Annotated in this window: 13 protein-coding genes; 1 reads left to right on the plus strand and 12 read right to left on the minus strand. The window is 63.8% G+C overall.

The features are described 5' to 3' along the window. Positions 1 to 21 precede the first annotated feature (21 nt). The 7 genes from ACIQ2A_RS04360 to ACIQ2A_RS04390 form a co-directional block, all read right to left on the minus strand. Complete coding sequence (locus ACIQ2A_RS04360; RefSeq protein WP_398476147.1) at positions 22 to 1,188, minus strand: M20 aminoacylase family protein; 1,167 nt, start codon at positions 1,186 to 1,188, stop codon at positions 22 to 24. Between the two features lie 12 nt (positions 1,189 to 1,200). After that, complete coding sequence (locus ACIQ2A_RS04365) at positions 1,201 to 1,692, minus strand: L-2-amino-thiazoline-4-carboxylic acid hydrolase (RefSeq protein WP_398476149.1); 492 nt, start codon at positions 1,690 to 1,692, stop codon at positions 1,201 to 1,203. Positions 1,693 to 1,709: 17 nt separating this feature from the next. Beyond that, entirely contained in the window at positions 1,710 to 3,017 is a 1,308-nt protein-coding gene (locus ACIQ2A_RS04370; RefSeq protein ID WP_398476151.1) for an NAD(P)/FAD-dependent oxidoreductase, read from the minus strand. 21 nt (positions 3,018 to 3,038) lie between these two features. Then, on the minus strand, positions 3,039 to 4,673 hold the full coding sequence (locus ACIQ2A_RS04375; RefSeq protein WP_398476153.1) for an ABC transporter ATP-binding protein: 1,635 nt from the start codon (positions 4,671 to 4,673) through the stop codon (positions 3,039 to 3,041). Between the two features lie 5 nt (positions 4,674 to 4,678). Beyond that, positions 4,679 to 5,554: an ABC transporter permease gene (locus ACIQ2A_RS04380; protein ID WP_398476156.1), complete on the minus strand. Its 876-nt coding sequence runs from the start codon at positions 5,552 to 5,554 to the stop codon at positions 4,679 to 4,681. After that, positions 5,551 to 6,534, minus strand: a complete 984-nt coding sequence (locus tag ACIQ2A_RS04385) for an ABC transporter permease (protein ID WP_398476178.1) — start codon at positions 6,532 to 6,534, stop codon at positions 5,551 to 5,553. Before ACIQ2A_RS04385 ends, ACIQ2A_RS04380 begins: the two co-directional genes overlap by 4 nt. A gap of 65 nt (positions 6,535 to 6,599) precedes the next feature. Further along, positions 6,600 to 8,186, minus strand: a complete 1,587-nt coding sequence (locus ACIQ2A_RS04390) for an ABC transporter substrate-binding protein (RefSeq protein WP_398476158.1) — start codon at positions 8,184 to 8,186, stop codon at positions 6,600 to 6,602. 293 nt (positions 8,187 to 8,479) lie between these two features. On the opposite strand from ACIQ2A_RS04390, the gene ACIQ2A_RS04395 reads away from it, so the two are divergent. After that, complete coding sequence (locus ACIQ2A_RS04395; protein WP_398476160.1) at positions 8,480 to 8,950, plus strand: Lrp/AsnC family transcriptional regulator; 471 nt, start codon at positions 8,480 to 8,482, stop codon at positions 8,948 to 8,950. Positions 8,951 to 9,053: 103 nt separating this feature from the next. On the opposite strand, the gene ACIQ2A_RS04400 is transcribed toward ACIQ2A_RS04395, so the two are convergent. The 5 genes from ACIQ2A_RS04400 to ACIQ2A_RS04420 form a co-directional block, all read right to left on the minus strand. After that, positions 9,054 to 10,088 (minus strand): ABC transporter ATP-binding protein, encoded by a 1,035-nt coding sequence (locus ACIQ2A_RS04400; protein ID WP_398476162.1) that lies wholly within the window; start codon positions 10,086 to 10,088, stop codon positions 9,054 to 9,056. Continuing rightward, positions 10,085 to 11,077, minus strand: coding sequence for an ABC transporter ATP-binding protein (locus tag ACIQ2A_RS04405; RefSeq protein WP_398476164.1), 993 nt, complete (start codon positions 11,075 to 11,077; stop codon positions 10,085 to 10,087). The genes ACIQ2A_RS04400 and ACIQ2A_RS04405 overlap by 4 nt, the downstream gene beginning before the upstream one ends. Before the next feature lie 3 nt (positions 11,078 to 11,080). Then, positions 11,081 to 11,983, minus strand: a complete 903-nt coding sequence (locus tag ACIQ2A_RS04410; RefSeq protein ID WP_398476166.1) for an ABC transporter permease — start codon at positions 11,981 to 11,983, stop codon at positions 11,081 to 11,083. Further along, the gene (locus ACIQ2A_RS04415) at positions 11,980 to 12,960 is read right to left on the minus strand and encodes an ABC transporter permease (protein WP_398476168.1); all 981 of its coding nucleotides are present in this window, start codon (positions 12,958 to 12,960) and stop codon (positions 11,980 to 11,982) included. Before ACIQ2A_RS04415 ends, ACIQ2A_RS04410 begins: the two co-directional genes overlap by 4 nt. Before the next feature lie 137 nt (positions 12,961 to 13,097). Further along, the coding region (locus ACIQ2A_RS04420) for an ABC transporter substrate-binding protein (RefSeq protein WP_398476170.1) at positions 13,098 to 13,816 on the minus strand (719 nt) is incomplete at its 5' end.

A 13,816-nucleotide genomic window follows, 5' to 3' on the forward strand; every position in this document is an offset into this window, starting at 1 on the left:
TCAGTCTGGCCGGTTGCGCGCTCACAGCGGCAGGCGCTGGCGTACGAGTTCGCACCAATAGGAGCAGCCCCAGGCGATGGCCTCGTCGTTGAAATCGTAGGACGGGTGATGCAGGTTCGCGCCCGGTCCGTTGCCGATATTGATCATCGCGCCGGGGACTTCGTTCAGCATAAAGGCGAAGTCTTCCCCGCCGAGTGTTTTGGGCATGTCGCGGCTGACGCGGCCGACACCAGCAACGATTTCGGCGGCGCGTGCTGCAAGCTCGGTCTCGCCGGCATGGTTGACCGTGACAGGATAGAGCCGTTTGTAGTCGAGCTTTGCTGTGGCGCCATAGGTCGCGGCGATGCCCGACACAGCCTGGTTCAGCCGTGTCTCCACATGATCGCGCACGGCGTCGCGCAAGGTCCGAACAGTGCCGCTTAGTTGCACCGTCTGGGGAATGACGTTGAACGCATCGCCGGCCTTCAGCGTCGTGATGGAGATGACCGCCGAGTCGATCGGATCGATAGTACGTGCAGTGATGGTCTGCACGGCATGGATCAGGCTCGCTACGACTGGAATCGGATCGACGGTCTGGTGCGGCGAGGCCGCATGACCGCCGACGCCGGTGATCTCGATCTCGAAAATATCCACCGATCCCATGATGGGACCGGGCGCGATAGTGAATTCGCCGACCGGCAGGTTCGGCCGGTTATGCATGCCGTACACTTCATCGACGGGCCAGCGCTTGAACAAGCCGTCATCGATCATCGCCTTGGCACCAGCGCCGCCTTCCTCGGCGGGCTGGAAGATCAGCACCACGGTGCCGTCGAAGTTGCGGCTCTGGACGAGGCCGATGGCGGCGCCGAGTAGCATGGTGGTGTGGCCGTCATGCCCGCATGCATGCATCTTGCCGGGGACCTGCGAGGCCCATGGCTTGCCGGTCTCCTCAACGATCGGCAACGCATCCATGTCGGCGCGCAGGCCGATGGTGCGCTTCGAATTGTTGGTCTTGCCGCGGACGATGGCGACGACGCCGGTCTTGCCGAGGCCCTCGACGACCTCGTCGCAACCGGCTTCGCGCAACGCTTTGGCAACATGCGCGGACGTTCGCGGCAGGTCGTAGAGCAGTTCAGGATTACTGTGTAGGTCGCGACGAAACGCGATCAGTTGCTCCAGATGGGCGGAGACCCAGTTATCAACAGCCATGATATCGTTCTTTCAGCCTTCGGTCTTCGCGTCGCTGGTGCCGGGCTCCATCCGGTAGCGGAAGTCGCAATGGCTGGCGCCGCTCATGATGGTCTGGGTACGCGTGAGCTTCATGTCGGGATTGTAGCCGATGCAGAAATCGCCATCGCGATTGCAGGACAGGAGATGTCCGATGCGGCCGAGGCCCATCTCGCGATACATTTCCGAATAGCGGCAGCGCACCACGTTGAAATCGAGAGCTTCCGGTGTCGTCTGCACCGGCTCGATCTTCAGCGCGTCATCCTTGGTCCAGAGTGGCATGATCGCCGCGAAGTCCTCGAGATCGGGGGCGTGGCCGAGTGCTTCGGCAAAGCCCTTGCCCTGCTCTATGGCCGAGCGGCTGCAGGCTTCGCCGATCACCGCATCGGCCTCGGCGGTACCGGAGCGGGCTGTGATCACGTCGTGCACGTGCTTGAGGATCATCGCTTCAATACGGCGGCGTTCAAGAATGGGCAGGTCTTTCATGGTGGTGATCCCGTCTGTCAGGGCTGCATCTCGATCTGGTCCTTGCGGCGGAGCCAGGCGAGATAGGTGGGGGCGATGCGGCGTGCGATCGAATGGAATGGTAGCGGGCTTGGCTCCGAAACCGGAAGCGCAAGATCGGATAACGGCTCGCCGCTGACGGCGCGGGCCATCTCGCGACCGAGAGAGACCGATAGCGCGACGCCGCGGCCGTTGCAGGCGATCCAGGCCCAGGCATTGGGACCGAGATTGTGGATGCGCGGGAAGCGGTCCCAGGTCATGCCGATATAGCCGCTCCAGACATGGCTCATCTCGACCGGGCCGAGCGCCGGATAGGCATCGGCCAGGTTCTGCGAGGCTTTTGCGGCAACGCGGCGCGGCACGTCATATTCGCCGATGACGACACCGCCGGTGATCAGCCGGTTGCGGGCGTCGTAGCGGAAGAAGCGCAGGTCGCCGCGGGTATCCGACACCGCCTGCCGGCCCGGCAGGATGGTGGCGCGCAGATTGTCGGAAATCGGCGGCGTGGACATCTGCCAGGACAGCACCGGCACGACGGTGCGGGCCAGCCGGCGCGCGAGGCCGGGGATGATTTCGCCGGTATAGGCATTGGTGCAGAGGAGCAGGTTCTTGGCTTTCACCGTCCCGCCGTCGGTGGTCACGACCCAGCCATTGCCGTCGCGCCGCCATGCCGTGGCGGGCGTCATCTCATGGATGACGGCGCCGTGGCGCTCGGCAGCAGCGGCGAGGCCGCGCGACAGCGCCAGCGGATTGACGTGGCCGCCGGTCGGATTGAGCATGCCGCCATACCAGAAGTCCGATCCGAGCAGCGCGCGGGTTTCTTCGCGATCGACGAAGCGCGCGGGAAAGCCGAGCCGGCTCCAGGCATCGACGCGCATCTTTGACAGCTTGATGCGGCCGGGCGAATGCGCCGGCTGAAACCAGCCGCTCTGCTCGGCCTCAGCCTTGACGTTCTCTTCGCGGACGAGATCGAACAGGTAAGCGGCGCTATTGCCGATCAACCGTGCGAAGCGGTCACCGGCCTCGCCGTATCGCTTGCGGATCGCATCCGGCTCGGCCGCGGTCATGGTGGGGATGACCTGACCATTGTTGCGGCCGGACGCGCCCCAGCCGACGGCCATGGCTTCGAGCAGCACCACCTTGTGGCCGGTGCGTGCGAGATGCAGGGCAGCGGACACGCCGCTGAGGCCGCCGCCGATGATCACGGTCTCGCTCTCGACGGAGCCGGAGAGCGCCGGCGCAGTCGCGCGCGGCGGTGCCGTGGCGGCCCAGATCGACTTCGGAAATTCGGGAGCAAGTGTGGTCATCTCGTCTGCTTCCTTGTGGCCTCACGCGGCGTCGACGATGGCTGGCGGTTCCCAGTCGCGACCGGGAATGGAGGCGAGCAATGCGCGCGTATAGGGATGGGTGGGATTGGCGAAGATCTCCGCGGTCGGTCCGGCCTCGACGATCTCGCCGCGGGACATCACGATCACCTTGTCGCACAATTGAGCGGCCACGCGCAGGTCATGGGTGACGAACAGCAAGGACAGATGCAGCCGTTCCCGCAGATCGGTCAAGAGCCGCAGCACCTGGGCCTGCACCGAGACATCCAGCGCCGACACCGGCTCATCCGCGACGATGACACGCGGCTCCATGGCCAGCGCACGGGCAATGCCGATGCGCTGGCGCTGACCGCCGGAGAATTCATGCGGATAGCGATCGGCTGCGGCGGCCGGCAGTTCGACCAGCGACAGGAGTTCGCGGGCGCGGGCATAGGCAACATCGCGCGACACGCCCTGCACGATCGGCCCCTGCGCGATCAGTTCGATGACGCGGCGGCGCGGATTCAGCGACGCCATCGGATCCTGAAACACCATCTGGATGTCTTTTCGCAAGGCGCGGAGTTCGCGTGTCGAGGCCGATAGCAGGTCGCGGCCGTCGATCGTCACCTCGCCACCATCGGCCTCGAGCAGACGGGTGACGATGCGCGAGACTGTGGTCTTGCCGGATCCGCTCTCGCCGACCACGCCCAGCGTCTCGCCACGGCGGAGCTGGAACGAGAGGTCTTTCACCGCTGCGACGCGGCTGCGCTTGCCGGAGAACAGGCCTCCGCGGGCGGCAAACGTCTTCGACAGGCCCCTGGCTTCGAGCACAATCGGCTGCGACGACATCGGCTTGGTCGGTGGCGGTGTCATGGCCGGAACGGCGGCGATCAGCTTGCGGGTGTAGGGGTGCTGCGGATTGGTCAGGATCTGCCGCGCCGGACCCTGCTCGACCATCTCACCCAGGCACAGAACGGCGATGCGGTCGGCGATCTCCGCGACCACGCCGAAATCATGGGTGATGAAGAGAATGCCGGTGCCGTGGGCGCTCTGCAGATCCTTGATCAGCTTCAGGATCTGCTTCTGCGTGGTGACGTCGAGCGCCGTGGTCGGCTCGTCGGCAATAATGAGCCGCGGCTTCAGGACAAGCGCCATCGCGATCATCACGCGCTGCCGCTGGCCGCCGGAGATCTGGTGTGGATAGGCATTGTAAGCGGAGGCCGGCTCCGGGATATGGACGTCGGCGAGAATTTCAAGCGTGCGTGCCTTGCGCTCTGTCCGGTTGAGCTTGGTGTGGAGGCGCAGCACTTCGTCGATCTGCCAGCCCACGGTTTTGAGCGGGTTGAGCGCGGTCATCGGCTCCTGGAAAATCATGGCCATGCGATCGCCGCGCATCGCCTGGATGCCGGCTTCGGACAGCGACAAGATGTCCGTGCCGTCAAGCCGGATCGCGCCTTTGGTGACGCGCACATGCGGTTCGGGCAGCAGACGCATCACCGCATTGGCCGCCAGTGACTTGCCCGAACCGCTTTCGCCGACGAGACAGACGATCTCGCCTGCGCCGACCGTGAGGTTGAAGTCCCACAGCGCATGCGGGCGATCGGCGCCTGCCGGCAGGCTGATCTGCAGGTTGTCGATCTCGAGGATGGGGGCGGGCATGCTGGTCATTTCTTCTGCCTCGGATTGAGTGCGTCGTTGAGGCCTTCGCCGAGCAGGCTGAAGGACAGCACGGTGAGCAGGATCGCCATGCCGGGGATGACGGAGCAGAACCAGGCGGTGCGCAGGACTGCGCGGCCCTGGCCGATCATGTTGCCCCAGCTCGCATAATTGGGATCGCCGAGGCTGAGGAAGGCGAGCGCGCTTTCCATCAGGATCGCGGTTGCCATGACCACGGATGCGAACACAATGACGGGCGGCAGCGCATTGGGAAGGATCTCCCGGAAGATGATCGATAGGTCACCGACGCCGAGATTGCGCGCGGCATCCACATAATCTCGCTTGCGCAGCGACATGAACTCGGCGCGGACCATCCGTGCTGGCGCTGTCCACGACACGACGCCGATCGCGAGCACGATGTGCTCGATGCTGGAGCCGAAGATCGCCACCAGCGTGAGCAGGAGAACGAAGTTCGGAATCGTCTGGAAGGTCTCGGTCACGCGCATCAAGGCATTGTCGATGCGGCCGCCGAAATAGCCGGCGAGGGCGCCTATCACGGTGCCGAGCGCAATGGAGATCAGCGTGGCAATGACGCCGATGGCGAGCGAGATGCGGGCGCCGTGGAAGATGCCGGCCATGATATCACGGCCGAGCTGGTCGGTGCCCCACGGATTTGCTGCCACCGTGAATGGCGGCGTGAGCGGTGCGCCGGCCTGGCGCAGCGGATCGCCGGGCGTTACCACGCCGGCCAGCGCAGCCATGGCGATCACGAGGATGACAAGGCCGAGGCCGAGCACGGCGGCGCGGTTGCGGCGGAAGCGGCGCCACAGGACGGAGCTTTGCCGCGGGGCGGCGGGCGCGAGGCGGGTTTCGAGCACGGTCATTTCAGTTCGATCCTCGGGTCGAGCCAGGCATAGACGAGATCGGTCACGATATTGACGAGCACCACGATGATGGAGCTGAGCGCGATGATGCCCATCAGCGTGTTGAGATCGCGCTTGACCACGGACGTGTAGGCGAGCTGGCCGAGACCCGGCAGCGAGAAGATGGTCTCGATCACCACCGAGCCGCCGAGGACGGTGGAGAATTGCAGGCCCAGCAGAGTGACGACCGGCAGCAGTGCATTGCGGATGATGTGGTGATACATGACGCGCGCGCTGCCCGCGCCCTTGGCGCGCGCGGTGCGGACGAAATCGTAGTCGGAGACTTCCAGCACGCTGGTCCGCATCAGGCGCATGTAGAAGGCGAGATAGATCAGCGACAGCGCCGCGGTCGGCATGATCAGGTGGCGGGCGACATCGACGACATCGGCCCAGCCCTCGTTGAAGGCGCCGATGGTGCGGATGCCGCCCACCGGCAGCCAGCCGAGCTTGACCGAGAAGATCAGGATCATCAACAGGCTGAGAAAGAAGGACGGCATCGCATAGAAGACGAGGCCGAGGGTCGAGATCGCATTGTCGGTGATGGAATAGGCGCGGCGTGCCGCGAAGGCGCCGAGTGCGATGCCAAAGACGAAGGCCAGTGACAACGAGCTGACCATCAGCAACAGCGTGTTGCCGAGCCGGGACAGAAGGACCGTGGTGACGGGCTGCTCATAGACGTGGGACCAGCCGAAATCGAACTGGGCCAGCTTAGCCATGTATCGCCACAGCTGAACGACGACGGACTGGTCGAGGCCATATTCGACACGCAGCCGGGCCACGAAGGCCGGATCGGCGCCGCCCATGTCGCCGACCAGCGCATCGACGGTGTCGCCGGGGGCGAGTTTGATCAGCAGGAAACTGCCTATCATGATCATGATGAGGATCGGGGCCGACTGGATGGTTCGGCGCAGCGCGTAACCCAGAAGGGGCGGAATATGCAGGCTCATGTCAGCGGGCTTCCCGTGATGAAAGGCGCCGGGGCAGGCGATGCCCCGGCGTGGCGGCGCTACTTGTCAAGCCACAGGTCGTACCAGCTGGATGAATCCCAGCGCGGCGTGTTGTGGTGGTTCTTGAGTTTCTTGCTGGTGATGCCGAGGAACGGATGTTCGATGGCGAAGATCACCGGAAGGTCGGTCATCGCGAGCTTCTGTATCTGGTGATACAGGCCGGCACGCTTGGACGTATCCAGTTCGGCAGCGGCGTCGTCGATCAGCCTGTCCATTTCGGCGGACTTGTAGCCGAACTGGTTGGACCAGGCTGTGCCGACCGGTGCGCCCGAGCGCAGCCAGACGGTGGTGGACACCGCGGGGTCCGCGCGGAACTGATGCCAGCCGCTCGCCGTATCGAAATTGTGGTCGCGATAGACGCCGTTGAGGAAACCCGGTGCATCGTTCGTGACGAGTTCGACGGCGATCCCGATCTTCTTCAGCGCCTGCGCATAATACTCTGCCCAGAGCTGGGTGTATTCGCCCCAGGGTGCCGGGCGGTGCCGGAGCTTGAAGCGGATGCCGTTAGCGTCCGGCTTGTAGCCGGCCTCGTCGAGCAGCGCTCGGGCCTTGTCGGGATCGAACGGATAGGTCGTTACGTCCGCGGTGTAGTTGATGCCGCCGGCGCTCGGCACCGGGCCTGTGCCCTTCTTGCCATAGCCGCGCATGATGGTCTTCAGCGCGAAATCCGTGTCGAGTGCGTGATAGATCGCCTTGCGGACGCGGATGTCGGCAAGGATCGGGTTGCGCAGATTGAACTCGACGGTGGATTGGGCGACGTTGTTCTCGAAACCTTTCGGCCCCATGTCGAAGCGCGGATCCTTGCCGAGCCGCTGCATGTCTTCCATCGAAATGCCGTTGAACCCGGATTCGTGGATTTCCCCGGCTTCGAACGCGGCGGCGGCCGCCGCCTTGTCCGGAATGAACCGCCAGATGATGCGGTCGAGATAGGGATACTGCTTGCCGCGCCAGTAGTCGGCATTGCGCTCGGCGATGATGTACTGGCCGCGCTCATATTTCTGGAACTTGAATGGGCCGGTGCCGACGGGCTTCTGGTTGTAGGGGTTTTTGAGAATGTCGGTGCCGTCATAGAGATGCTTCGGCACGGGGTGGCCAAGATCCGGCATGGCCGCGACCAGCAGGTCAAGCGGCATCGGCGACGAATAGCGGAATACAGCGGTGGTCGGATCGGGGCAGTCGACCGCGTCGAGATTGGCCTGCAGCGTGCTGGAATAGTTCAGCAGCTTCTTCCACAGATTCATCGCGGAATAGGCAACGTCGTCGCAGGTGAAGGCGGCGCCGTCATGCCACTTCACGCCGGGGCGCAGTTTGAAAGTGATCGCCTTGCCGTCAGCGGATGACGACCAGTCGGTGGCGAGCACGCCGACATAACCGTCATAAGACTTGTCGATCAGCGGCTCCATGAATTTGCCGGTGATCTGGTACACGCCGGTCGATGCGCGAAGCGCCGGGTTGAGGACGCCTTGCTCGGTGTTCATGTGAATGACCGCGGTGCCGCCTCGTTTGACGTCTTCGGCCTGTGCCGACGCCACAAATGCGCACAAAGCTCCGCCCAGCAGCCAAAGCCGCTTTTTCACGCCTCTCATGATGATCCCTTTTGGGTTGATGTCGCTGCAGCCGGTTGCTCACGCTGCAGGCAGGAACAAAATTGCGGCATAATCACAAAAGTGTCAATAATGATCTACAAAATGGAATAAAATTGCATTTTTATACTATTCATAAGATGTTTTCGTAGATCAAATTATCCAAAAATCCGCTATTGCTAGAACAAAGATTCAGGTTTGTGCTCGATTTGGCCGTGCAGATGCTCGGCTTGGCTCCCTCAGGAGCATCGAATTTCGGCCTTGCTTGGCTGTGGTAGCTGATAGGAGCTTTGAAAATGACGACGCGTTTTGATGAGATCGATCGCAAGATCCTCGACCTCTTGCAGCAGCGGGATCGCGCCGTCGGCGTCCTGGCCGAAGAGGTCGGGCTATCCCAGACGCCGTGCTGGCGACGTATCCGGCGTCTCGAGGAAGCGGGCGTGATCCGCGAGCGCGTGACATTGGTCGATCAAAAAAAGGCAGGCGTGCCGATGACCGTGTTCATATCGATCACGGCGCCGCGGCACGAAGCGGCATGGCTGATGAAATTCAGGGAGTTGCTGGAGAATATCCCGCAGATTGTGGAAGCCTATCGACTGACAGGATCCGTCGATTACATCCTCAAGGTCCTGGTGCCCGACGTCGAGGCGCTCGACCAAGTGTATAAGACCATGATCGAGCGCCTGGAGTTTTCGCAGATTAATTCATCGATCTCGATGGAGGAGTTGAAATTTACGACCGCTGTACCGACCAACTATCTGAAATAGTCGATATTTAGTGACGCGAATCTCGCGGTTATCCGCTCTGTTGAGACGAGCCCGTTCATGGCGGTAAGCCTCGCATGACCTGCCTGCAAAATGCTCCAATGCTCTACGGAATCGTCAACTCCGGCGGGTTGAGTTCACCGGCCCGGTGGCAGGCGACAAAATGGTCACCGGTCTGCACCTGGAGGATCGGTAGTTCCTCACGACAATGTTCGATCACAAAGGGGCAGCGCTGGGCGAAGCGGCAGCCGGGCGGAGGATCGACCGGGCTCGGCGGATCACCCTTGACGAGATAGTCCTTCTTCAACCGGTCGCGCAGCGGGCCGGGGGGCGCTGCGGCCGAGATCAGCGACCAGCTATAGGGATGCGACGGAGCCGAGAAGAAGATATCGGCGGGCGCCTGTTCGACGATCTTGCCGAGATACATCACCGCGATCTCATCGCAGAAATGCTGGATCACGCCGAGATCGTGCGAGATGAAGATATAGGTGAAGCCACGCTCGCGCTGCAGCTTCTTCAACAGGTTCAGGATCTGCGCTTGGATGGCGACGTCGAGCGCCGACACTGCCTCGTCGCAGACGATCAGGTCGGGCTCCGGCGCCATCGCACGCGCGATGCAGAGGCGCTGGCGTTGGCCACCCGAGAACTGGTGCGGAAAAAGGTCGGCGGCCTGCGGCGGCAGTCCGACTTCGGCCAGCAACTGCTTGACGCGGGCGTCGCGCTCGCGCGGTGCGCCGATGCCGAGCAGATCGAGCGGCTCGCGGATCAAGTCGCCGGCGCGGCGGCGTGGATCGAGCGCCGAGAATGGGTCCTGAAACACGATCTGGAATTTGCTGCGCGCCAGCCGCAGCTTCTCGCCGCGAAAATCGGCGATGTTCTCGCCGCCGAACACGATCTGGCCTGAGGTCGCCGGAATCAGCCGCATCACCGCCTGGGCGGTGGTGGATTTGCCCGAACCGCTTTCGCCGACGATGCCGAAGGTGGTGCCGCGCCGAACGCGAAAGCTGATGCCATCGACAGCATGGACCCTGGACGGCTTGCCGAACATGCCGCGGCGGCCGGCGGGGAAATGCACGACGAGGTCGTTGACGTCGAGCAGGACGTCGGCAGGCGCGTTCACCATCGGCAGTCCGTCGCTCATGGCGCGATCTCCAGATGGCGCCAGCACGACACGGCGGCCTGCGCATCGACGCGGTCGAGCGGCGGTTGCGGCTGGGTGTGGCAGATATCGGCGGCGAAGGCGCAGCGGGCGAGGAAGGCGCAGTCCGGTCCGCGCGCGCCGAGCGGCGGCACCATGCCGGGAATCTCCTCGAGCGGGGCGAAACGGCCGTCGGTCTTGCCGAGCTGCAGATGCGGCACGCAGGCCATCAGCCCGCGCGTATAGGGATGGCGGGCATGGGCGATGATCTCGTCGGCGGCGCCCTGTTCGATGCAGCGGCCGGCATAGAGCACGGCGACATCGTCGGCCATTTCGGCCACGGCGCCGAGATCGTGGGTGATCAGCACGATGGCGGTGTCGGTGTCGTCCTGCAATTCGGCCAGCAGATCGAAGATCTGCGCCTGCACGGTGACATCGAGGGCGGTGGTCGGCTCGTCGGCGATCAGCAGTTTCGGCTTGCAGGCCAGCGCCATGGCGATCATCACGCGCTGCCGCATGCCGCCGGAAAGCTCGTGCGGATAGGCATCGACGCGCTTCTCCGCAGCCGGGATCTGCACCGCCTTGAGGAACTGGATCGCCTGTTGATGCGCGTCGCGGCGCGACAGGCCGCGATGCTGGCGCAGCACCTCGCCGATCTGGTCGCCGACGGTGTAGAGCGGGTTGAGCGCCGTCATCGGCTCCTGGAAGATCATCGACATCTTGTTGCCGCGCAGGCTGCGCAGCTCTTTTGGCGTCGACGCCAGCACGTCCTGCCCGTCGAGCAGGATGCGGCCGGAGGTGACGCGGAAATCCTCGGGCAGCAACTGCATGATGGCGAGCGCCGTCATGCTCTTGCCGCAGCCGGATTCGCCGACCAGGGCGGTGGTCTTGCCCCGCGCGACATCGAAGGAGAGATTTTCCAGCACCGGCACCGGGCCCTTGCTGCCCTTCATGGTGACGGTGAGGTTCTGTACGGAAAGGACGGGGCTCATGCGTCAGCCTCGCTTGCGCAGGCGCGGATTGATGGCGTCATTGATGCCGTCACCGATCAGGCTGATCGCCAGCACGGCGATGAAGATGGCGGCGCCGGGGAAGGTCACGGTCCACCACGCATCGAGCACGTAATTGCGGTTCTGGCCGAGCATCAGCCCCCAGCTCATGGTGTTGGGGTCGCCGAGGCCGAGGAAGCTGAGACCGCCCTCGAACAGGATGGCGATGCCGATCGCCAGCGTCGCCGAGACGATGATCGGCGGCAGCGCATTGGGCAGCACCACGCGCAGGATGAGATGGCCATTGCCACCGCCAGCCGCGCGCGATGCCTTGACGAAATCCAGATTGCGCAGCCGCAGGAATTCGGCGCGGGTGAGCCGCGCCGCCGACGGCCAGCTGACCACGCCGATGGCGAGGGTGACGACCACCAGCGATTGCCCGAACAAAGTGACCAGCACCATGGCGAACAGCAGCGGCGGCAGGATCTGGAAGAATTCGGTGACCTTGACCAGCGCCGTATCGATCGGGCCGCCGAAGAAGCCCGCCAATGACCCAATGGTGACGCCGATGACGATGGTGATCAGCGCGGCGACGCCGCCTACGGTCAGGGTGGCGCGGCCGCCCTGCAACAGGCCGGACAGGATATCGCGGCCGAGATAATCGGTGCCGAGCCAGGCGTCGGCATCCGGCGGCGACAGCGGCGCGCCGGCGATGTCGAGCGGATCGACGCCATAGAGCTGCGGACCGAACAGGGTGGCGAAAATGATGGCCAGCAACACCACGGCGCCGGCCACGCCCGCGGGGCTGCGCGCGAACTGGCGCAAGGCCGCGGCCATCGGCGAGGTCGCCGGGCGCACCGGCAGCAGCGTGGTGTCGGGCTTGACGGCGGTGGAGTCGATCGTGGTCATCGGGCCCCCGAACGGATGCGCGGATCGACCAGGCGATAGACCAGATCGGTGACGATATTGGCGGCCATCACCAGCACGGCGGAGAAGAACAGCACCGCCAGCAGCGTGGGATAATCGCGCCGCAGGATGGATTCGTAGACCAGCCGACCCATGCCCGGCCAGGAGAACACGGTCTCCACCAGCACGGCGCCGGCGAACAGGTGGCCGAATTGCAGGCCGGCCACGGTGACGATGGGGATCAGCGTGTTGCGCAGGGCATGTTTGCCGATCACCACGATCTCCGGCAGGCCCTTCGCGCGCGCCGTCCGCACATAGTCGGCGGTCAGCGCATCGATCATGTTGACCCGGGCGAGGCGGCTGTATTGCGCGATATAGACGAGGCCGAGGGTGGTCGCCGGCAGCACCAGATGCTGCAGGATGTCGAGCACATGGGCGAAGCCGGTCTTCGGCCGCGCCACGTCGGTCATGCCCGTGACCGGCAGGATCGGCCACACCGAGCCGAACAGCAGGAGCAGCATCAGGCCGGTCCAGAACACCGGCGCCGCATAGCCGGCCAGCGAGATCACGGTGACGCCCTGGCTGAACAGCCCGTTCGGCTTGCGTGCGCTGACGATGCCCATCAGCGTGCCGATGATCACCGACATCGCCAGCGCCGACAGCACGAGATAAAGCGTGGCGGGGATACGCTGGGCGATCAGCCCCACCACCGGCTCGTTGAAGTAATAGGAATAGCCGAAGTCGCCGATGGCGACCTTGCCGAGATAGGTGAAGAGCTGTTCGAGCATGCTCTTGTCGAGGCCGTATTTCACCCGCAGCGCGGCGATCACCTCGGCCGAGGCGCCGCCCATCTCGCCTGCGATCACCAGAGCGGGATCGCCGGGCGCGGCGTGGATCAGGCAGAAATTCAGAACCAGCACGGCAAGCAGCAGGCCGATCGCATTGGCCAGTTGCCTGATGACATGGAGAACGAGGTTCATGGTGCCGGTCTGTTCGTTGCGTAAGATTTGTTTGCGTTACTCGCCGCCGTCATTGCGAGGAGCGTAGCGACGAAGCAATCCAGTCTTTGCCTGTGGCTTTCTGGATTGCTTCGCTGCGCGCGCAATGACGGAGCAAATCAGGTCTTCGGCTTCTCTTTCCAGTTGATCTCGTCGAGTGGCGACATCACGCCCCAGATCGAGGTCGGCAGGTTGTCCAGCCCCTTCGAGAAGGCGTTGCGATAGGGCGCGCTGTTGATGAAATAGATCGGCACGTCATTGACGACGAGCTTCTGGAATTCGGCGTACAGGGCCTTGCGCTTCTCGGGCGACGGCTCCTGCGCGCCAGCGGCGAGCAGCTCGTCCACCTTCGGATTGCTGTATTGCTGGGTGTTCGACCAGATGATGCCCTTGCGGATATTGCTGGACAGATAGGTTCGGTTGACGCCGATCACCGGGTCGCCCCAGTTGAAGACATTGTCCATGGTCAGGTCGAAATCGTAATTGGAGATGCGCTGGGCCCAGGTCGGGAAGTCCGGTGCGGCGCGGACTTCGAGATTTATGCCGACGCGCTTGAGCTGCGAGCGCAGATATTCGGCGACATTGCGCTGTTGTTCCTCGTCGCCGGGGATGAAGTCGATGGTGAGGTTCATGCGCGAACCGTCGGCGGCTTTGGGATAGCCGGCCTCGTCCAGCAACTTCGCCGATTTGGCGAGATCGAGCTTGTACATTTCGATATCGGTCGCGAGCAGCGGCGAGCCCGGCGCGATCGGGCTGGTGGCCATCTTGGCCTTGCCGTTCATCAGCTTCCCGGTGATGAATTCGCGGTTGGCGGCAAAGGCGATGGCCTGGCGCACGC

This window comes from Tardiphaga sp. (assembly GCF_044336785.1).
Taxonomy (GTDB): Bacteria; Pseudomonadota; Alphaproteobacteria; order Rhizobiales; family Xanthobacteraceae; genus Tardiphaga.